Here is a 19490-nt window from a genome sequence, read left to right as displayed (position 1 = left end):
TATGTGTAGCTATATATAATGTTTAGAACCTGCTAATCAATGGGTTTGATGGCACTCAGATGCAGGAACGGAAAAATATTTGCGGCTTCGGGAATAAATCGCGGTCGTCGATTGTCTTATCTCCATATCGCATGTCGCGATTGGAACCCCGTGAGGCAGATCATGAAAACGTTTGGTTTTATGTCCGTACTGGCAATCGCTACCGTGGCGGCGTCAGCCGCGCTGGCCGCGCCATCCGTCAAGACGATGGAAAGCTCGAAGGGGCAGGTGCTGGCAGGCGCCAAGGATATGACGCTCTACACTTTCGACAAGGATAGCAAGGGTGAATCCAGCTGCTATGATACTTGCGCGAAGAACTGGCCGCCCTTCATGGCGATGAAGGGAGCAAAGGCTTCCGGCGCATATACGCTGGTCAAGCGCAAGGATGGCAGCGAGCAATGGGCGAAAGACGGAATGCCGCTCTATTACTGGGTGAAGGACAAGAAGCCCGGCGATGTCACCGGAGACGGCGTTAATGGAGTCTGGCACGCAGCAAAGCCATGAGGCCGATGTGAGCCATCCCGCTCCCGAAAGTTTCGAGGGCCAGCTTCTGGCCCTCCTGCCGGTCATGCGGCGTTATTCGCGTAGCCTTGCCAAGTCCGATGCCGAAGGCGAGGACCTTTTGCAGGATTGCGTGGCGAAGGCGTTGTCGCGGCGCGGCCAGTGGCGTGGCCTCAATCTGCGTGGGTGGATACTCACGATGATGACCAACCTCTATCGCAATGGCTACAAAAGCCGCGCCCGGACCCGACATGAAACGCTGGATGCCGCTGAAAATGTCAGTGTCGCTGCGACGGAGACGGATCCGTTCCAGCTGCAGCAGCTTGAAGAGGCGATCAACACCCTGCCGGACGATAACCGCGCGGTGCTGATGCTCATCGTCGTCGAAGGCTACAGCTATGGCGAGGCGGCGGAAATGCTGGGCATACCTGTCGGAACGGTCATGTCGCGGCTTTCACGGGCAAGACATCGCGTTGCCGAACATATGAGCGGCTCGAATATTGTAACGCTTCGGAGAAACCGATGACAGAACGCAATTCTCCCATAACCGAAGCGGAACTGCTCGGCTTTGTCGACGGGCAATTGTCCGAAGCAGAACATGCGCGCATTGCCGGGCTTCTTGAAAGCAACCCCGAGCAGGCGGCGCTGGCTGCCGAATGGCGCAGACAGAACGAAGGTATCAGGCAACTCTTTTCCGGTTATGCCGAGGCAAAGAACGACGATCCCGGAATGATCCGCTCAGCGGGGATACGCCAGTCGCGCACCTATCGCAGCGCTGTTGCCGCAGCGGTTCTGGCGGCCTTGTTGATCGGCGCCGCAGGCGGCTTTGCAGGTGCGCGCCTGTTTGCGGAAGCCGAGCCGCAATTGGCGAGCGTGCAGACTCTGCCACAGCAGTCGCAGGCGGCATATCTCATCTATGCCAGCGAAGTACGGCATCCGGTTGAGGTCTTTTCCAACGAAGAGGCGCATCTTGCGACATGGCTTGGCAAACGGCTCGACATACCCGACCTTCGTGTTCCCGATCTCCGCTCGTTGGGCTTTCAGCTTGTCGGTGGGCGCCTGTTGCCGGTTGACGGCAATGCGGGCGCCTTCTTCATGTATGAGGACGAGGCAGGAAAACGGCTTTCGGTGATCGTCGGTCGCAATCCGGATAACCGCGATACGAGTTTCCGTTTTGCTTCAAGCGATGGTGTCGAAACATTCTACTGGATCGACAACGATCTTGGTTATGCAGTAAGCGGCGAGATTTCGCGCGAACGGCTGCGGCAGGTGGCGGAAGAATGCTACCGCCAGTTTCCGGGTTGACCTGCTTATCGGTCGTCGCTGAAAGCGTGAACCATCGCATCCTTTGAGCTGCCACTCGCGATCAATGCGGCAAGCAGGATGCGCGCCTGACCCGGGCGAAGCGTATGTGCGTGAATGGCTCCAGCTTCGCCAAGATCATATCCGCCGCCGCCGCCGCCATAGCCGGGTGTCAATAGGCCTTCCGGTACGCGGCTTGAAACTGCAACGGGAATATTGCGGCGCGAGCATTCGCGGACAGCTTCGACAACGCAGGGTGTGGTATTGCCCGAACCGAGCGCTGCAAGAACGATGCCGCTGGCACCGGCTGCAATGCTCGCTTCTATGTGGAGGGCATCGCAGCCGGGATAAATGGCAATCGTGTCGATCCGGCGGTCACCGACAGGAGCGGGAAGCGTCGGGCTCTGGATAGGGATCATACGTGCAGAGCGGAAGGCGTCGGCGCTGTCGCTGCTGAACTTGTATGCCCCCCAAGCCGGTACGATCCGTCCACCGAAGGCAATAAGGACGCCTTTGTCGGCATTGGCCGGATCGCAGGCAAGCCGAATGGCGGTGGCGAGATTTTCCGGCCCATCCGCCTGCGGGTGGTCGGCGGTAAACTGTGCTCCGGTGAAAATCACGGGTTTGCTGATGCGGCGCTGCAGATGCACCAGCAGCGCCGTTTCTTCCATGGCATCCGTTCCGTGCAGGACGACGATGCCGTCGACGTCGCCATCCTTGAGGCAGGAACCGACGGCATCGCTGATGCGCTGCATGTCGGAAAGGGTGAGGCTTGCAGAATCCTTCGCCATCAGGTCGACCGGGCGAAGCTCCGCTTCAAGGCCCGGTACGAATTCCAGCAGATCCTCACCGGACAGGACCGGTGTGCTTGCTCCGTCTTTCCCACGCTTGCTGGCGATGGTGCCGCCAGTGGCGATCACCGCTATGGAAGGCTTTGCAAGCGTCATATTTCCGAATCCTCTCACTTACCGGGAATGCTGGCGTCTACAGCACGTTCGGTAGCAAGTCGATGGATGCGTTCACGCATCATATACCAGCCGAGGATGAGGGCAGGGCCGATGATTGCCAGTGAAGCAATCGTCCATGTGCCGACTGGATAGTCGAGCGCCATCAGGACAAGCACGCCAAGCAGGAATGCGAGTGTGAGGATGCCGGTGTAAGGTGCACCGAACATGCGGAAATCCGGGCGCACGATTTCGCCGCGACGCGCAAGGTGCCAAAGTTTCAGCTGACAAAGGACGATAACACCCCATGCCGTGATGATGCCGAGTGCGGAGAGATTAAGCGCGATTTCAAAAGCTGCCGCAGGCACGACAGCATTGAGAACAACACCGATGACAGTGACGACAGCGGTAACCGCGATGCCCATATAGGGAACGCCATTCTTGTTCATTTTGGCCAGCGAGGCTGGTGCCGAGCCGGAAATGGCCATGGAGTGCAGGATGCGCCCTGTGGAATAAAGCCCGGCATTCAGCGACGACAGAACCGCGGTCAGGACGACGAGGTTCATGATGATATCCGCACCCTCTACGCCAATCTTGCCGAAAAAGGTCACAAACGGGCTCTCGCCAGCAGAATAGGCTGTGTAGGGAAGAAGCAGCGAGAGCAGCAGAACAGAACCTACATAAAAGACGAGAAGGCGGAAGACCACGGTGCGGATTGCGCGGGGCATGACCTTGCGCGGGTCTTCGGTTTCTCCCGCTGTGGTACCCAGCAACTCGATGGATGCATAAGCGAAAACCACACCCTGGATGATGATGAATGCAGGCAATATGCCGTTCGGGAAAAGGCCTCCGCTATCCGTGATGATGCTGAAGCCAGCCGAATGACCGTCAATCGGCGTGCCGGAGACAACGAAGTAAATGCCGACAACCAGAAAGGTCACGAGCGCAATGACCTTGACGAGACTGAACCAGAATTCCAGCTCGCCAAACACTTTCACCGACAGAAGGTTCATCGACAACACGATGACAAGGGCCGTCAGTGCGAACACCCATTGGTCAATGCCTTGCAGCCACGGCACATAGTGCTTGAAGAAATTCATATAGAGCGCGACAGCCGTTACGTCCGCGACCGACGTCATGGCCCAGTTGAGCCAGTACATCCAGCCTGCCACGAACGCCAGTTTTTCACCGTAGAATTCGCGGGCATAGGAGACGAAGGAACCGGAGCTGGGGCGATGCATGATGAGCTCGCCCAGTGCACGCAGCACCAGAAAGGCAAAGAAGCCGCAGAGGGCATAGACGAAGACCAGGGCCGGACCTGCCATTGCGAGGCGTCCGCCTGCACCGAGAAAGAGCCCTGTTCCGATCGCGCCGCCGATGGCGATCATCTGGATCTGACGCGGTTTCAGGGCTTTGTGATAACCACGGTCCTCTTCAATGAACACTTCGCGTTCGGCCGGGGTGGCCTTCATGGTTTCGATCGGCATTGCTCCTCCCTGAGAGCGCGGTTTCGACAGGCGACCGTTCGGCGTGAAAGGCCAATTAGGGCGCGCCGCCGGTCATTCAATGAGGGTATGGAATTCATCCCTATTTGATGGGCATTCTGTAAAGCTGCATGACAGATTTTGAAGCCGGTTTTAACGCATATCGCAGAACGCGCGTCAAGTATTCGGCTTCAAATGAGAAGCATCGCATGCATTTCCGAAATAGGCTGGCAGGGAAAAAATCAGCAGGAATAAAGTGTTACCGGCATGTGCTTATCTGGTATGAAAATGCCGCGCCAAGCCAGATTGGCATGAATAATCTGCGCGAATCCTGTGTAAAGCAGTGGTCCTGCAATTGTGGTGTCAGACCTCATCCTTGCCGATGATCGTCGTTACAGCAGTCTTGACTTTGCTCAGATGCGCTTCCATCGCAGCGCGGGCATCAGTTTCCGATCCCGCCTCAATAGCTTCGACAATCAGGCGATGTTCGACATTCGAAGCTTCGCGGCGGCCAGACATCAGGTTGACGAGTTCAGATTGCTGGATCAGCGCCTCGCGGGCATCAGCGACAATCTTGGAGAAGACCGTGTTTCCGGAAGCCTCGGCAATCGCGCAGTGAAATTCGGAATCGAGCAATTCCCATTTCTGTGGGTCCGTCTGGCGGTCCATCTTGTCGCAAAGTTTAAGCAGGTTGGCGAGTTGTTCGGCGCTGCGTCGTAAAGCTGCCCAGCCTGCCGCCGGCACTTCGATGAATGGGCGTGCCTCGATCAGATCACGCGCGGAATAGCCGCCATAATTCAGTTCGCTCGCGGGGGAAGCATTCAGGACATAGGTGCCACTACCTGTCCGGGTCTGGGTGAGGCCCAGTGTCTGTAGTGACCGCAGCGCCTCGCGCACGATTGGGCGGCTGACACCGAACCGGCCAGCGAGTTGAGTTTCAGAGGGCAGGCGGGTGCCCACGGCAAGGCGACCGGATGTGATGGCCGAGCGAATATCGTCGAATACAACTTCAGCCGCATTCTTTCGTGTGACCGGATGTGTGTCCGATAGCCAGTCGGCCAATTCGCTCATGTCCGAACCTCCGTCAATTGCTTCGCTCCTGTCAAGCAGCTAGGCAATTTTCAGAAGGATATCAATCCCAAAGCGGTTCAAAAAGGCAGATCAAGAGACACAAAAAGCCCTGCGCTCCAGCTGGAGCGCAGGGCTTTCCTATTGGAACTTATCAGGCCGCTGTGGCGGCCGTGTTCAACTTGTTGGCCGACAGGATGCTGATGAACGCTGCACCATAAGCTGTGAGCGGCGCCATCTTGGCAAGCGCGCTCGCAATGGCGTCGTGGTGGCTCAACTCTTCCTCGGAATCGTGGCGGAAGGATACGCAAACAGTTTCGCCATCTTCACCGATGAATTCTACCTGATAGGAATTTTCCTTGCCGCATCTTTTGACCAGAGCATCGACAATTTGCATGCAATCATTCTCCTTCCGAGCCGCATGAACGCGCTGGAATGAAGATGGTTCCATAAAATTTTATCTTTTTGTCCAATCTCAGTTCCGGCTTGACAGGCGGGCTGCACCCAGTGCCGCTGCGAACGCAATGGCAAGCATGACAAAGGTGAATTCGGCAACCGCAGACCATCCATCCGCAACCCAGAAATAGCCGCCTGCTGCACCGGCAACACTGGAGCCGAGATAGTAGGCGAGCAGATAGAGCGATGACGCATGTCCCTTTGTGTGGAGTGCCAGCCGACCGACCAGAGCGCTGGCGACCGAATGGCTGACGAAGAAGCCGACTGTCACGAGGATGATACCCACAATGATGACAGGCAGCGGTGCAAAGAGGGTCAGAAGACAGCCCGCAGCCTGTATGGCAAGCCCGATGGGAAGCACGGTGAAATAGCCGAGCCTGTCGCCCATTCTGCCAGCAAGCCATGAAGCTGCAATGCCGAACAGATAGACCGTGAAAATGGCGCCGAGCGCTGTCTGGCTGAGGCTATAAGGCGCCGTCACGAGGCGGAAACCGATATAGTTATAGATGGTGACGAACGAACCCATCACGAGAAAGCCAATGGCAAAGAGCAGTGGCAAGGCCGGGTTGCGGATGTGACCGATCCACGCGCCGAGGTGAAACCGTGCATTGAAGCCGGGACGCGGGACGAAGTTCTGCGAGGCGGGCAGCAGGAGGAGGAAACCAATGGATGCGGCTAGTCCCAGCAGGCCCATACCTGCCAGGCCGACGCGCCAGGAGAAATACTCTGCGAGCGTTCCGGCGATGACACGGCCCGCCATGCCGCCGAATGCATTGCCAGCAATATAAAGTCCCATTGACGCGCCAAGGCCACGCGGGTCGATTTCTTCTGCCAGATAGGTCATGGCGACCGCAGGCACGCCGCCAAGCAGCAGGCCCTGCAGGGCGCGAATGACGAGCAGCATATGCCAGTCCGGCACCAATGCACTGGCTATTGTGCAGAGTGCGGAGCCGAGAAGCGAGGCGAACATCAGTGTCCTGCGTCCGAAGCGTTCGGATACAGCTGCGGCACAGAAAATTGCAAAGGCTAGAAAGCCTGTCGAAACAGAAAGCGACAAGGAGCTGGCTGCAGGCGTGATGTTAAAATCATGCGCGAAAAGCGGCATCAGCGGCTGGACGCAGTAAAGCAGGGAGAAGGTCGCAAAGCCGGACAGGAACAGCGCGATGCTCGCATTGCGGAATGCCGGCGTGCCCTTGACGAGATAATTTTTCTGTTCGGTTGCCGTGGGAGCTGAAACGAGCTTGAGCTGGCTTTCCGGTGTTCTGACGCTGTCGAGGCTGCGTTCTGCGAGGCGTGACATGACTTTGCCTTTTCAAATCCTCCCGCTTTTTGATCTAGTCAAAGATGTTTCATTTGTCCAATATATGGAAGTGACGATTGTAATAGCTTTTGGATATGGCGATGGAACTGCGTCATCTGCGTTATTTTCTGGCCGTGGCCGAAGAGGGCAATTTTACACGCGCGGCTGCGAAGCTCGGTATCGGCCAGCCACCGCTCAGCCAGCAGATACGCGACCTCGAAAACGAGATCGGTGTTGCGCTATTTCATCGCGTGCCGCATGGAGCCGAACTGACCGCAGCAGGAACGGCTTTCCTCGATGAAGCGAAGGCTTCTCTTGCTGCCGCCGAGAAGGCGAAGCTCGCAGCGCAAGGCGCGGCACGGGGAGAAACCGGCAGGCTGGCATTGGGCTTTACCGCTTCGTCTGCCTTCAATCCGGTCGTCAGCGGCACGATCCGTAAATTTCGCGCCAGATGGCCCGATGTCCGGCTGACCCTGACGGAGATGAATAGCCATCTTCTGATGGAAAAGCTGGTCAGGGGGGAAGTGGACGCCGCCTTCATCCGACCCGGTTTGGAAAACCCCAAGGATGTGCGCATGAAACGGCTGGCTGATGAGCCGATGCTGATCGCCCTGCCGAGCCATCATCCGCTTGCCGTCCATCCCAAGCTGCCGATTTCAGCTCTGGCAAATGAGGCATTCGTGCTTTTCCCGCGCATTGTGGGGCTTAGCCTTTACGACGATGTGGTTGAGGCTTGCCGAAATGCAGGCTTTGAAATGATCGTCGCGCAGGAAGCACCGCAGATGCCGTCGGTCGTAAACCTGGTCGCCGCCGATCTTGGCGTTTCGATTGTTCCCGCTGCCATTGCCCAGATCAAGCTGGCCGGAGTGACTTACCGTCCAATCGAAGGCGAGCCGCTTCTGGCTCGGCTGGGGCTGGTTTCGATGAAGAACAACCGGTCGCCGCTCATCGATAATCTGACTAGCCTGTTGCCGGATCAGTAATCATGTCCGTTCCGTCGCCGGAAGCGATAGTTTGCTGGCTGTGTCGGCGTTGACCGTCACTTTTGGACATGTATGATGGTTGTCGCGGCGACGTACCTGGGAGGGGACGCTGCTTTTCCATCCTTAAGATAACCGTTCACGAGGGCTCTGACGCCCACAAGCCGAACGGTCGAATTTTGCCCTATCCCGTCCGATTGGAGATTTTCGTGAAAAGACTTCTGATTACCGGTGCTGCGGGCGGACTCGGGCGCGTAATGCGAGATAAACTGGCCGGCAAAGCCGAGCTGCTGCGCCTGTCCGACGTTGCCGATCTCGGCAAAGCCAAACTCAATGAAGAGTTGGTTCAATGCGACCTCGGCGATTTAGATGCAGTCATGCGTCTTGTCGAAGGTTGCGACGGTATTCTGCATCTCGGTGGTATTTCGACCGAGGCGTCTTTCAGCAAAATACTCAACGCAAATATCGTCGGGATGTACAATCTGTATGAAGCTGCGCGGGCGCATGGCCATCCGCGTATCATTTTTGCCAGCTCAAACCATACGATCGGTTTCTATAGACAGGACGAATATATCGACGCAAAGGCGCCCACACGTCCAGACGGTCTTTACGGCATTTCAAAATGCTTCGGTGAGTCCATTGCCAGCATGTATCATGACAAGTTCGGTCAGGAGACGGCAATCGTTCGCATCGGCTCCTGTTTTGAGGAGCCGCGCAATCATCGCATGCTTTCGACCTGGATGTCGTATGACGATTTCGCCGGTCTGATTGAGTGTGTTTTCCGGGCGCCGATGCTGGGATGTCCCGTTATCTGGGGTGTTTCGAACAACGATTCGGCGTGGTGGAACAACAGCCATGCCCGTTTTCTCGGCTGGCACCCCAAGGACAATGCGGAACGTTTCCGGGTCGAGCTGGAGAAGACAACGCCGCGACCAGCGCCGGATTCAGCACTCGCGGTCTATCAGGGCGGTACATTTGTCGATGAACCGATCCATCAGGATGATTGATCAGAACCTTTCTGTTTAACGGCAGAAGCCTTGTAAGGTCAGGGCTCCTCCGGTTTGATAACACCTTGGAGTGCATATTTTGCTTTACGTACCTCAAAACGAAAGCTAAGCTTTTTATCGTGACGCTTTGGGAGGAGTTCACGTGCAGCCAGAACTATCGGCAAAGAGCATATTAAAGACGCAAAAAATGCGGCAGTTCGCTGTGGGCGGTTGCGCATGAGTGCGCCAGATAAAGATGACCGGCCAGCACTGTTGGAAGCTGTGTCGCTTTCCAAATCATTCGGTCCTGTTCAGGTTCTGAAAAATATCGATTTGCGCATTTTCGGCGGCGAAGTCCATGCGATCATCGGCGAGAATGGAGCCGGGAAATCGACGCTGATGAAGTTGCTTGCAGGCAATGAGCGTCCTACGAGCGGAGAAATCCGCATCGACGGCAAGCCGGTTACTTTCTCGGGGCCGGTGGAGGCCGAAGCGCAGGGCATTGTGCTGGTGCATCAGGAAATTCTCCTCGCACCCGATCTGACCGTCGCGCAGAACATCTATCTTGGTCGCGAGCTTAACCGTGGACTGGTTGTCGATGATAAATCGATGCGCGAAGGTGCGCGCAAGGCCATTCATGATCTGGGCGCCGATATCGATCCGGATGCGGTTGTCGGCTCCCTGTCGATTGCGCAGCGCCAGCTGGTCCAGATCGCCCGCGTGCTGCTGGTGCCGCATCGTGTGGTGATTTTTGACGAACCGACCGCTTCGCTGACACCGTTTGAGACGGAGGCGCTGCTGAAAGTCATTCGCGACATTCGCGCAAAGGGCGTCGCTGTTCTTTATATCTCGCATCGTCTGCCGGAAGTGAAGGAAATATCCGATCGCGTGACTGTGCTTCGCGACGGCAAGCTTGTTTCAGCACATCTGTCTTCGGAATTACAGCCGTCCGACATGGCCCGCCTGATGGTCGGTCGTGACGTTTCAAAGCTTTATCCTGACCGCGCAAGCCAGCATGACAACGCTGCCATTCTCGAAGTCGATAACTTCAGCGTACCCGGCTACGTGCAAAATGCGAGCTTCCATCTCAACCGGGGCGAGATACTCGGCTTTGCCGGTCTGGTCGGCGCCGGACGCACGGAGCTGATGGAAGGGATCGTCGGTCTGCGACCCGGTAAGGGGGATGCACGCCACAATGGCAAGCCGGTCCATTTCCGCAATGCGCATGAAAGCCAGAAGGCGGGGATTGTTTATCTCAGTGAGGATCGGAAGGGCAAAGGGCTGCTTCTGTCCAAGGACTTGGGCGTCAATCTCACGCTAGCTTCATTGAAGAAATTCGTGAGCGGTTTGCAGATTGATCGCAATCGGGAACGCTCCGCGCTCGATGATGCGATCCGCGAGTTCGATATTCGCACAGGCCGCAAGGACATTCTGGCAGGTCAGCTTTCGGGCGGAAACCAGCAGAAGCTTTTGCTTGCCAAGATGATGATGCTCGATCCGTCCATCGTCATCATTGATGAACCGACACGTGGCATCGATGTCGGCACGAAGGAACAGATTTATCAGTTCATCGCCAATCTGGCCGATGACGGGAAATCAATCATCGTCGTTTCGTCGGAAATGCCGGAACTGATCGGTATCTGCGACCGCATCGTCGTGATGCGGGAGGGGCGGGTTGCCGGTGAGGTGACAGGCGACCGTATGACGGAACATGACATCGTCGTGCTTGCAACCGGCGTTGAAGCCGAAAATGCCGCATAAAAACAATAAAGTGGGAAGTAGATGACACAGGTTGCGACCGATAAAAGCTCAGTGGCGAGGACGTCCAAGGATTGGGATCTGCGGGCAATTGCCCCGTTCATCGCGCTCGCCCTGCTGCTTGTTCTGGGCACGATTGCCAACCCGAACTTCATCAGCATCGACAATCTTCTCAATGTCGCAACGCGTAGCGCTTTCATAGCCATTATCGCGCTTGGTGCCACCTATGTGATTTCATCCGGCGGGCTCGACCTATCCGTGGGTGCAATGGTGGCATTTGTCGCCAGTATCATGATCCTGTTCATGAATAGTGGAGTGATTGCCGATCCGGTGATGATGTTGATTGCGGCCGTGATGCTGGCGCTGATTGTCGGTGCAGCCTGCGGCCTGTTGAATGGTCTGATAACGACGGTTGGCGGCATCGAGCCTTTTATCGCCACGCTCGGCACTATGGGCATCTATCGTGGTCTCACCACATGGTTGTCGCAAGGTGGCGCGATCACCTTGCGCAATCCGGACATTCAGGCGCTTTATCGCCCGGCCTATTTTGGTTCTATTCTTGGCGTGCCGGTGCCGGTTATCGTGATCTTCGTGACGGCGGCACTTGCGGCATTCGTCCTTTATCGGACCCGTTATGGCCGCCATGTCATTGCAGTCGGATCGAACGAGGATGTAGCGCGCTATTCCGGCATTTCCGTCAAGAAAGTGCGCACTATAGCCTTCATCATTCAGGGCCTTTGCGTCGCTGTGGCCGTGCTTCTTTATGTGCCGCGTCTGGGTTCTACCTCGGCCACGACCGGCCTGATGTGGGAACTGCAGGCGATTACCGCCGTCGTTGTTGGCGGAACAGCTCTACGCGGCGGGGTGGGCCGTATCTGGGGCACGATCTGCGGCGCGTTCATTCTGGAGATCATCGGCAACATCATGATCCTGTCGAACTTCGTCAGCGAATATCTGCTCGGGGCTATTCAGGGCGCGATCATCATTATCGCCATGCTGGTGCAGCGTTCGCTGTCGCGAAGATAGGTCTAATGTGTGTCTCCCAAAAGCGGGAAGCGGTTTTGGGATAAAGACATGCATGAAAACAAAAGCTTAAAGCGTGTCTTACGAGTACGATGAAATGCGGCACGCTTTAAGGATTGGCGGAATTGTTGGGGCGATTCCAGCCTGAGAGGAATGAGAGCCCCGTGTTTACTGGGAGGAAGACTATGCGAGGGAATTTGATGAAGCTTGCTTTCGCCGCATTGACGGCGGGTACACTGGCCTTTGGCGGTGCAGCAAGCGCACAGGACAAGAAAGTGACGATCGGCGTGTCGATCCCGGCTGCCGATCATGGCTGGACGGCAGGTGTCGTCTATCATGCCGAACGTGTGGCGAAGCTTCTGATGGCTGAGCATCCGGGCCTCAACGTCATCGTCAAGACGTCGCCCGATGCGGCATCGCAGGCCAATGCGTTGCAGGATCTGGCCGTACAGGGCCTCGACGGGCTGGTTGTTCTGCCGACCGATCCCGATCCGCTCGTCAACGCCATCAAGGAAATCAAGGACAAGGGAACCTTTGTCGCTCTGGTCGACCGCGCACCGAGCAGCAACGACAATTCCATCCGCGATCTCTATGTGGCCGGTAACAATCCGGCGCTCGGACAGGTCGCCGGCGAATATATCAAGAAGACCACGCCCGATGCCCAGGTCGTCGTCATTCGCGGCCTGCCGATCCCGATCGATCAGCAGCGTCAGGACGGTTTCGACAAGGGCATTGAAGGCTCCAACGTGAAGGTTCTGGATCGCCAGTATGGCAACTGGAACCGCGATGATGCTTTCCGTGTCATGCAGGACTTCCTGACCAAATATCCGAAGATCGATGTGGTCTGGGCACAGGATGACGACATGCTTGTCGGCGTTCTCGAAGCCATCAAGCAGGCCAACCGCAGCGACATCCAGTATGTTGTGGGCGGTGCAGGCTCCAAGGACATGATCAAGAAGGTGATGGATGGCGACAAGCTTGTGCCGGTTGATGTTCTCTATCCGCCAGCAATGGTTTCAACTGCCATGGAACTCGCCGCCGGTCATTTCTATGACCAGATTCCTGTGAGCGGCAGCTACATCCTCGATGCAACACTCGTCACCAAGGACAATGCGAAGGATTTCTATTTCCCGGATTCGCCGTTCTAAGGTGCTTGAAGACCGTGCGCCTGTCTAAGCGGGCGCACGGCTTTTCTTTTCATTCCCGATATGCAGCGCGAATCGCGCTCTCAAATTGCTCGATGCCGGTTGATGGCGGGGTCCGAGCATATTCAGGAGAAATTTGATGAAGACGATCAAGGGCCCCGGGATTTTTCTTGGGCAGTTTGCAGGCGATGAAGCGCCGTTCAACACATGGGATGGCATCACCAAATGGGCTGCCGAAAAAGGCTATGCCGGGGTTCAGGTTCCCACATGGGCCAGCCAACTGATCGATCTGAAAAAGGCTTCTGAATCGAAGGATTATTGCGACGAATTCGCCGGGGTCGCTCGCCAGAACGGCGTCGAAGTCACGGAGCTTTCGACCCACTTGCAGGGCCAGCTCGTTGCGGTGCACCCGGCCTATGATGAAGCTTTCGACGGTTTCGCAGTGCCGGAAGTGCGCGGCAATCCCAAGGCGCGTCAGGCCTGGGCGGTTGAGCAGGTAAAGATGGCGATCCGCGCCTCGCGCAATCTCGGCATCGGCGCGCATGCAACCTTTTCCGGCGCGCTGGCCTGGCCGTTTGTCTATCCATGGCCGCAGCGTCCTGCCGGTCTGGTCGAAACCGCATTTGAGGAACTCGCCCGACGCTGGAAGCCGATCCTCGATCATGCCGACGAGCACGGGGTCGATATCTGCTATGAAATCCATCCGGGCGAAGACCTGCACGATGGTGTGACCTTCGAGATGTTTCTGGAGCAGGTCAAAAATCACCCGCGGGCCAATATGCTTTACGACCCGTCGCATTATGTCCTGCAGTGCCTCGATTATCTGGACAATATCGACATCTACAAGGACCGCATCAAGATGTTTCACGTCAAGGATGCGGAGTTTAATCCGACCGGGCGGCAAGGTGTCTATGGCGGCTATCAGGGCTGGGTCAATCGTGCAGGCCGCTTCCGCTCGCTCGGTGACGGGCAGGTGGATTTCGGCGCTGTATTCTCCAAGATGGCCGCGAACGATTTTGACGGCTGGGCCGTTGTCGAATGGGAATGCGCGCTGAAGCATCCTGAAGATGGAGCGCGTGAAGGCGCGGAGTTCGTCAAGGCGCATATCATCCGCGTCACCGACAAGGCATTTGACGATTTCGCATCCGGCGGCACCGATGACGCTGCCAATCGCCGTATGCTTGGATTATGAGGACGCAATGACCATCGAAGCAAAGACCACGGAAACTGCTGCTCCCCGTATCCGCCTCGGCATGGTGGGCGGTGGGGCTGGCGCGTTTATCGGCGGCGTTCACCGTATGGCGGCGCGGCTCGACAACCGGTTCGAACTGGTGGCAGGCGCTTTGTCGTCATCAGCGGAAAAGGCGCAGGCCTCGGGGCGTGAACTGGGGCTGGCCGAAGACCGCATCTACTCCAGCTACAAGGACATGGCCATTCGTGAGGCGCGGCTGAAAAACGGCATTGAAGCCGTTTCCATCGTAACGCCGAACCACGTTCACTATGAAGCTGCCAAGGAGTTTCTGCGGCGCGGCATTCACGTCATCTGCGACAAGCCGCTGACCTCGACGCTTGCCGATGCGAAGAAGCTGAAAAAGGTTGCCGATGAAAGCGACGCCTTGTTTGTTCTGACGCATAATTACACCGGCTATCCGATGGTGCGGCAGGCACGCGAGATGATCGCCAATGGCGATCTTGGTGATCTTCGTGTCGTACAGGTGGAATATGCGCAGGACTGGCTGACCGAAGCGGTTGAGGCAACCGGTGCCAAGGGCGCTGTCTGGCGCACCGATCCGGCGCAATCGGGACTAGGCGGCGCGACCGGCGATATTGGCACGCACGCGTTCAATCTCGCCTCCTTCGTGACCGGCTTGACGCTTGATAGCCTTGCCGCCGATCTCGACAGTTTTGTCGAGGGACGTCGCCTGGACGACAATGCGCATGTGATGCTGCGTTTTGCGGGCGGCGCCAAGGGCATGCTCTGGTGCAGTCAGGTTGCGCCCGGCAATGAAAATGCGCTGCGCCTGCGCGTCTATGGCACAAAGGGCGGCATCGAATGGGCGCAGGAAGACCCGAACTATCTCTGGTTCACGCCTTTTGGCGAGCAAAAGCGGCTCATCACGCGGGGTGGTGCCGGTACTGGCTCTGCGAGCGCCCGCGTGACCCGCGTGCCGGCTGGGCATCCTGAAGGTTATCTGGAAGCTTTTGCTACGATCTATTCGGAAGCGGCCAATGCCATCGAAGCTCATCGCAACGGCAAAAAGCCGGACAGTGCCGTGATCTATCCGACCGTCGATGACGGATTGAAGGGCGTTGCTTTCATCGATGCCTGCGTGCGCTCGTCACAGAAAAACGGCGGCTGGGTCAAGCTTTAGAAATTGACATGTAATAGAAGAAAGGGCGCTGGTGGCGCCCTTTTTTGTATCCGTCGATTATTGGCTTCAAACGTAGCGATTGACGACGTTTTCGAGATACTCCTGGCGGCCGGATTTCGGCTGCGGATTGATGTCCTTCGTTTCGACTTCAGCTGTGATCTGGTCCAGCGAGAGGCCAGTCAAAAGCTTCTTGCCGAAATCGCCGTTCCAGCCTGCATAACGTTCATCGAGCGGCTTGGACAATGCGCCGTCTTCAAGCATTGCGGCGGCTGCTTTCAGCCCGCGTGCACAGCAATCCATGCCACCGATATGGCCGATCAGCAGATCCTGCGGATCGAGCGACTGACGGCGCAGCTTGGCGTCGAAATTCGTGCCGCCGGTGGTGAAGCCGCCCGCAAGCAGGACCTGATAATAGGCGAGCGCCATTTCCGGCACATTGTTCGGGAACTGGTCGGTATCCCAGCCCGACTGATAGTCATTGCGGTTCATGTCGATGGAACCAAAAATGCCAAGTGCACGAGCAAGCGCCAGTTCATGCTCGAACGAGTGACCGGCGAGAATGGCGTGGCCCTGCTCGATATTGACCTTCACTTCGTTTTCGAGGCCGTAACGCTTCAGGAAGCCATAAACCGTCGCGACGTCGTAATCATATTGATGCTTGGTCGGCTCCTGCGGCTTCGGTTCGATCAGGATCGTGCCCTTGAAGCCAATCTTGTGCTTGTATTCGACCACCAGATTGAGGAACCGTCCCATCTGGTCGAGTTCGCGTCCAAGATCGGTGTTGAGCAGCGTTTCATAGCCTTCGCGACCACCCCAGAGCACGTAGTTCTCACCACCGAGCCGTTTCGTCGCGTCGATGCAGCTTTTTACGGTCGCTGCGGCAAAGGCGAACACATCGGGATCTGGATTGGTTGCGGCCCCGCCCATATAGCGGCGGTTGGAAAAGAGATTGGCTGTGCCCCAGAGCAGCTTTACGCCGGTTTCGGCCTGCTTATTCTCGAAGATATCGACAATTTCATTGAGATATCGCGTGTTTTCCGCAAAGTTGCGCCCTTCGGGCCGCACATCGGCATCGTGGAAGCAATAATAGGGCGCGCCAAGCAGGGAGAAAAACTCGAAGGCCACGTCAGCCTTGAGCTTTGCCGCATCCAGCTCGTTGGAATACCAGGGACGGTCGAAGGTACGTCCGCCGAACGGGTCGCCACCCTCCCAGGCAAAGCTGTGCCAGTAGGCGACCGCAAAGCGCAGATGGTCTTCCATGCGCTTGCCCAGCACGATTTCATCCGGATTATAGTGGCGAAATGCCAGCGGGCTATCACTGTCCGGCCCCTCATATTTAACCTTTTGAATGTCGCCGAAAAATCCGGTGCTCATTGTGTCCTCCCGTTCGAATGTCGTCATGTCTGATTGTTTGCGGCAGCGTCACTAACCGGCGAGGGCGTGAAGTGCCGGATAAAGGGCGTGATAGCGCTGATAGGCTTCCTCATAGGCAGGGAGCAGGGCGGCTTCCGGCTCTATCGTGCGCTCCGTACGCGGTGGCGTGCAGACGGCAAATGGATCGACGCCGGTTGCCGCAATGAGGCCCAGTCGTGCGGCACCAAAAGCGCCACCGAAGTCGCCTTCTTCCGGCAAGGTAATCGGTACATTCAACGCGGTCGCGATTGCCTTCAGCCAATAGGTGGAGCGCGAGCCACCACCGACGGCGGTCAGCGACTTGATATCGGTGCCAGCCGATTGCAGCGCGGCGAGATTGTCACGGATAGCGAAGGCGACGCCTTCCAGAACGGCTTGCGTTAATGCGCGCTGATCGGATTCATGCTCAAGGCCTGAAAATACGCCGCGTATCTTCGCATCGTTATACGGGGTGCGTTCACCCGAGAGATAGGGCAGGAATGTCGCGCTGCCCGGCGCATTCAGCGTGTCGCCGAGTTCCTTATCGAGTTCATGTGCCGTTTTGCCGACAAGCCGTGCATACCAGTCGAGCGCGCTTGCCGCGGACAGGATGACACCCATCTGGTGCCATGTGTCGGGCAAGGCATGACAGAAGGCATGAACCGCACTTTCAGGCTTCGGCTGATAGGCACCATTTGCGGCAAAGAGTACGCCTGATGTGCCGAGCGAAACGAAGGCATGGCCGGGCTTGACCGTACCCATGCCGCAGGCCGAGGCCGCATTGTCGCCAGCGCCGCCCGCCACGACCGGTTGACCGGCGATACCCCATTCGGCGGCAAGTTCGGCCCGCAGCCGTCCGGTTGCGTCCGTGCCTTCGGCAAGGCGCGGCATCTGGCTCTCATCGAGGTTGGTCTTGTCCAGAAGCTCGCGCGACCAATGGCGTGCCCCGGTATCGAGCCAGCTCGTGCCTGCCGAATCCGACATGTCGGAGACATATTCCCCGGTCAGCCAGAGGCGAAGGTAGTCCTTCGGCAGCAGCACCTTGCGGATGCGCGCAAAAATATCCGGTTCGTTATTGGCAACCCAAACCAGCTTCGGTGCGGTAAAACCGGGAAAGACAATATTGCCGGTGATGGCGCGAAACGCCGGATCGGCATCGAGTTTGGCCGCTTCGCGATAGCTGCGCGTATCGTTCCAGAGGATGCAGGGACGCAATACCTGATCCTGTTCGTCCAGCAGGGTGGCACCATGCATCTGGCCGGAAAGGCCGATACCGGCAATCGCCGAAAACTCTTTCGGATGGGCCGCGCGCAGGCCATCAATTGCAGTGCGGCAGGCCTTGATCCACTGTACCGGGTCCTGTTCGCTCCAGCCCGGATGGGGGCGGGACACGTCCAGTTCGCCATGGGCCGAACCGATCACCGTCTGCGCGTGGTCGATCAATAGCGCCTTGACACCGGATGTTCCTAGATCGAGCCCGAGATACATATTTACTCCTGTTGGAAAGGCGTTGTGGCCCGCGCGTCAGTCGAAATGCGGCAGGTTGTCTTTAAGGAAAATTTCGATGCGGATGTGTTCCTGTCCCGGAACGATCGCCAGACGATCCGCAGATGCTTTGAGAACCCGGATGGCGCTACGGATTTCATGGCCCGCATCCTGCGCCAGCACCGCATGGATAATGCCATCTGTCAGCGCTTTTGAGGTCACGCTGTCGCGTTCGTGCGCGATGACGAGCGGTCGATTGGATGTATGTTCAGCCAACGCCTTCACAAGACCGCTGTTGCCAGCGCCGAGGCTATAGATCCCGGCAATGTCGCTGCGCTCGTCAAGCAGCTTGCCGACAAGCTGTTCCACCCGCGATCCTTCATCGAATCCTTCCAGAACGGGCAATATCTCACGGCCCGGAAAGTCTGCTTTCATGGCTGCCGTAAAACCGTCGAAACGTTCCTGATGATCGCGGACTTTCAACGAGCCGGCGACCACCGCAAGAGCCCCCTCCGTTCCGTTGGCAAAGAGCCCCAGAAGCCGCGCTGCCGTGCGTCCGGCTGCGCCGTTATCGACGCCGACATAATGCGTTCGTGTGGAATGCCCAAGGTCGGATACGAGCGTGACGGCGTGAATACCTTGCTCACCCAATCGGGCGCAGGCTTCGCGCACGGGATCGGTGTCGACTGCCACGAATGCAACGCCGTCGGGCTTGCGTGAGGCACATTCGTCCAGTGCTGCGACAAGTGCTGCTTCATCGAAGGCCGGAACGAGTACGACATTGACCAGCACACGCTCAGCCAAAGCCCGTTCTGTCGCGGATTGCAGTTCCGCGCGCAGGCTCAGCATGAAGGTATTTTCATTGTCCGGCAAAATAAAATCGAACTGATAAAGCCGTCCGCGTGCGAGATTGGCAGCGCCCACATCGCGCACATAGCCGAGCGTGTTCATCGCTTCCATAACCCGGTCGCGCGTCTTCGCTCTCACACCCGGACGTTCGTTCAGCACCCGGTCGACCGTGGCAAGGCTGACGCCCGCTGTTCTGGCTATATCATGGACTGTAGGTTTCATCCTCGCTCCTCGATGCGGACCATAAGATCAAAAATGAGGTACGTAAATCAAAAAATGCTTGCTATTCATTTTTCTTCACGTATCAATGGTTCCCGAGGATGGGGCAGTGTGTCTTTTGCATGCTGTCCCGATGGAGTGATCTTGGCGTAACGCGCCTTTGGGAGGATCGGCCATTCAAGGAATA

General features: G+C 57.2%; 18 protein-coding genes. 10 read left to right on the top strand and 8 right to left on the bottom strand.

Annotated features, from left to right (window positions below):
- Nucleotides 1-162 precede the first annotated feature (162 nt).
- The 3 genes from AC1RHM_RS14540 to AC1RHM_RS14530 are packed head-to-tail and all read left to right on the top strand — an operon-like array spanning nucleotide 163 to nucleotide 1845.
- On the top strand, nucleotides 163-543 hold the full coding sequence (locus AC1RHM_RS14540) for a COG4315 family predicted lipoprotein (protein WP_012092824.1): 381 nt from the start codon (nucleotides 163-165) through the stop codon (nucleotides 541-543).
- Complete coding sequence (locus tag AC1RHM_RS14535; protein WP_010658595.1) at nucleotides 515-1066, top strand: RNA polymerase sigma factor; 552 nt, start codon at nucleotides 515-517, stop codon at nucleotides 1064-1066. The genes AC1RHM_RS14540 and AC1RHM_RS14535 overlap by 29 nt, the downstream gene beginning before the upstream one ends.
- On the top strand, nucleotides 1063-1845 hold the full coding sequence (locus AC1RHM_RS14530; RefSeq protein ID WP_010658596.1) for an anti-sigma factor family protein: 783 nt from the start codon (nucleotides 1063-1065) through the stop codon (nucleotides 1843-1845). The genes AC1RHM_RS14535 and AC1RHM_RS14530 overlap by 4 nt, the downstream gene beginning before the upstream one ends.
- A 5-nt stretch (nucleotides 1846-1850) precedes the next feature.
- On the opposite strand, the gene AC1RHM_RS14525 is transcribed toward AC1RHM_RS14530, so the two are convergent.
- The 5 genes from AC1RHM_RS14525 to AC1RHM_RS14505 all read right to left on the bottom strand — a co-directional run bounded on the left by AC1RHM_RS14525 (nucleotide 1851) and on the right by AC1RHM_RS14505 (nucleotide 7094).
- On the bottom strand, nucleotides 1851-2789 hold the full coding sequence (locus AC1RHM_RS14525) for an asparaginase (RefSeq protein WP_010658597.1): 939 nt from the start codon (nucleotides 2787-2789) through the stop codon (nucleotides 1851-1853).
- A gap of 14 nt (nucleotides 2790-2803) precedes the next feature.
- Nucleotides 2804-4273, bottom strand: coding sequence for an amino acid permease (locus AC1RHM_RS14520; RefSeq protein ID WP_010658598.1), 1470 nt, complete (start codon nucleotides 4271-4273; stop codon nucleotides 2804-2806).
- Nucleotides 4274-4633: 360 nt separating this feature from the next.
- Nucleotides 4634-5341 (bottom strand): FadR/GntR family transcriptional regulator, encoded by a 708-nt coding sequence (locus AC1RHM_RS14515; RefSeq protein ID WP_010658599.1) that lies wholly within the window; start codon nucleotides 5339-5341, stop codon nucleotides 4634-4636.
- Between the two features lie 151 nt (nucleotides 5342-5492).
- Nucleotides 5493-5735: a hypothetical protein gene (locus tag AC1RHM_RS14510; RefSeq protein WP_010658600.1), complete on the bottom strand. Its 243-nt coding sequence runs from the start codon at nucleotides 5733-5735 to the stop codon at nucleotides 5493-5495.
- 78 nt (nucleotides 5736-5813) lie between these two features.
- Nucleotides 5814-7094, bottom strand: coding sequence for an MFS transporter (locus AC1RHM_RS14505; RefSeq protein WP_010658601.1), 1281 nt, complete (start codon nucleotides 7092-7094; stop codon nucleotides 5814-5816).
- Between the two features lie 101 nt (nucleotides 7095-7195).
- On the opposite strand from AC1RHM_RS14505, the gene AC1RHM_RS14500 reads away from it, so the two are divergent.
- From AC1RHM_RS14500 to AC1RHM_RS14470, 7 genes are all read left to right on the top strand, one after another.
- The gene (locus AC1RHM_RS14500) at nucleotides 7196-8077 is read left to right on the top strand and encodes a LysR family transcriptional regulator (RefSeq protein WP_010658602.1); all 882 of its coding nucleotides are present in this window, start codon (nucleotides 7196-7198) and stop codon (nucleotides 8075-8077) included.
- A 206-nt stretch (nucleotides 8078-8283) separates the two neighbouring features.
- The gene (locus tag AC1RHM_RS14495) at nucleotides 8284-9081 is read left to right on the top strand and encodes an NAD-dependent epimerase/dehydratase family protein (RefSeq protein ID WP_010658603.1); all 798 of its coding nucleotides are present in this window, start codon (nucleotides 8284-8286) and stop codon (nucleotides 9079-9081) included.
- Nucleotides 9082-9297: 216 nt separating this feature from the next.
- Nucleotides 9298-10821 (top strand): sugar ABC transporter ATP-binding protein, encoded by a 1524-nt coding sequence (locus tag AC1RHM_RS14490; protein WP_010658604.1) that lies wholly within the window; start codon nucleotides 9298-9300, stop codon nucleotides 10819-10821.
- Nucleotides 10822-10842: 21 nt separating this feature from the next.
- Nucleotides 10843-11844 carry an ABC transporter permease gene (locus AC1RHM_RS14485; protein WP_010658605.1) on the top strand — a complete coding sequence of 334 codons (1002 nt, stop codon included), beginning with the start codon at nucleotides 10843-10845 and terminating at the stop codon, nucleotides 11842-11844.
- Between the two features lie 182 nt (nucleotides 11845-12026).
- Nucleotides 12027-12989, top strand: a complete 963-nt coding sequence (locus AC1RHM_RS14480) for a substrate-binding domain-containing protein (RefSeq protein WP_010658606.1) — start codon at nucleotides 12027-12029, stop codon at nucleotides 12987-12989.
- Between the two features lie 136 nt (nucleotides 12990-13125).
- Nucleotides 13126-14178 (top strand): sugar phosphate isomerase/epimerase family protein, encoded by a 1053-nt coding sequence (locus AC1RHM_RS14475; RefSeq protein WP_010658607.1) that lies wholly within the window; start codon nucleotides 13126-13128, stop codon nucleotides 14176-14178.
- A 7-nt stretch (nucleotides 14179-14185) separates the two neighbouring features.
- Nucleotides 14186-15358, top strand: a complete 1173-nt coding sequence (locus AC1RHM_RS14470; protein WP_010658608.1) for a Gfo/Idh/MocA family protein — start codon at nucleotides 14186-14188, stop codon at nucleotides 15356-15358.
- 66 nt (nucleotides 15359-15424) lie between these two features.
- Here AC1RHM_RS14470 and xylA read toward each other — a convergent pair whose 3' ends face one another.
- The 3 genes from xylA to AC1RHM_RS14455 are packed head-to-tail and all read right to left on the bottom strand — an operon-like array spanning nucleotide 15425 to nucleotide 19306.
- Nucleotides 15425-16732: a xylose isomerase gene (gene xylA, locus AC1RHM_RS14465; RefSeq protein ID WP_010658609.1), complete on the bottom strand. Its 1308-nt coding sequence runs from the start codon at nucleotides 16730-16732 to the stop codon at nucleotides 15425-15427.
- A 51-nt stretch (nucleotides 16733-16783) separates the two neighbouring features.
- A complete protein-coding gene (xylB, locus tag AC1RHM_RS14460; RefSeq protein ID WP_010658610.1) occupies nucleotides 16784-18238 on the bottom strand; it encodes a xylulokinase in 1455 nt (484 codons plus the stop codon).
- 36 nt (nucleotides 18239-18274) lie between these two features.
- The gene (locus AC1RHM_RS14455; protein ID WP_010658611.1) at nucleotides 18275-19306 is read right to left on the bottom strand and encodes a LacI family DNA-binding transcriptional regulator; all 1032 of its coding nucleotides are present in this window, start codon (nucleotides 19304-19306) and stop codon (nucleotides 18275-18277) included.
- Nucleotides 19307-19490: the final 184 nt, after the last annotated feature.

Source organism: Brucella sp. GW823-FHT04E01, assembly GCF_058796175.1.
Note: the sequence above shows the minus strand (reverse complement) of the source record. Positions and strands in the feature narration are given on the sequence as shown.

Bases quoted from the DNA above. Each gene is read 5' to 3' on its own strand.
- AC1RHM_RS14540 (WP_012092824.1), top strand. From the start codon at position 163: ATGAAAACGTTTGGTTTTATGTCCGTACTGGCAATCGCTACCGTGGCG.
- AC1RHM_RS14535 (WP_010658595.1), top strand. From the start codon at position 515: ATGGAGTCTGGCACGCAGCAAAGCCATGAGGCCGATGTGAGCCATCCC.
- AC1RHM_RS14530 (WP_010658596.1), top strand. From the start codon at position 1,063: ATGACAGAACGCAATTCTCCCATAACCGAAGCGGAACTGCTCGGCTTT.
- AC1RHM_RS14525 (WP_010658597.1), bottom strand. From the start codon at position 2,789: ATGACGCTTGCAAAGCCTTCCATAGCGGTGATCGCCACTGGCGGCACC.
- AC1RHM_RS14520 (WP_010658598.1), bottom strand. From the start codon at position 4,273: ATGCCGATCGAAACCATGAAGGCCACCCCGGCCGAACGCGAAGTGTTC.
- AC1RHM_RS14515 (WP_010658599.1), bottom strand. From the start codon at position 5,341: ATGAGCGAATTGGCCGACTGGCTATCGGACACACATCCGGTCACACGA.
- AC1RHM_RS14510 (WP_010658600.1), bottom strand. From the start codon at position 5,735: ATGCAAATTGTCGATGCTCTGGTCAAAAGATGCGGCAAGGAAAATTCC.
- AC1RHM_RS14505 (WP_010658601.1), bottom strand. From the start codon at position 7,094: ATGTCACGCCTCGCAGAACGCAGCCTCGACAGCGTCAGAACACCGGAA.
- AC1RHM_RS14500 (WP_010658602.1), top strand. From the start codon at position 7,196: ATGGAACTGCGTCATCTGCGTTATTTTCTGGCCGTGGCCGAAGAGGGC.
- AC1RHM_RS14490 (WP_010658604.1), top strand. From the start codon at position 9,298: ATGAGTGCGCCAGATAAAGATGACCGGCCAGCACTGTTGGAAGCTGTG.
- AC1RHM_RS14485 (WP_010658605.1), top strand. From the start codon at position 10,843: ATGACACAGGTTGCGACCGATAAAAGCTCAGTGGCGAGGACGTCCAAG.
- AC1RHM_RS14480 (WP_010658606.1), top strand. From the start codon at position 12,027: ATGCGAGGGAATTTGATGAAGCTTGCTTTCGCCGCATTGACGGCGGGT.
- AC1RHM_RS14475 (WP_010658607.1), top strand. From the start codon at position 13,126: ATGAAGACGATCAAGGGCCCCGGGATTTTTCTTGGGCAGTTTGCAGGC.
- AC1RHM_RS14470 (WP_010658608.1), top strand. From the start codon at position 14,186: ATGACCATCGAAGCAAAGACCACGGAAACTGCTGCTCCCCGTATCCGC.
- xylA (WP_010658609.1), bottom strand. From the start codon at position 16,732: ATGAGCACCGGATTTTTCGGCGACATTCAAAAGGTTAAATATGAGGGG.
- xylB (WP_010658610.1), bottom strand. From the start codon at position 18,238: ATGTATCTCGGGCTCGATCTAGGAACATCCGGTGTCAAGGCGCTATTG.
- AC1RHM_RS14455 (WP_010658611.1), bottom strand. From the start codon at position 19,306: ATGAAACCTACAGTCCATGATATAGCCAGAACAGCGGGCGTCAGCCTT.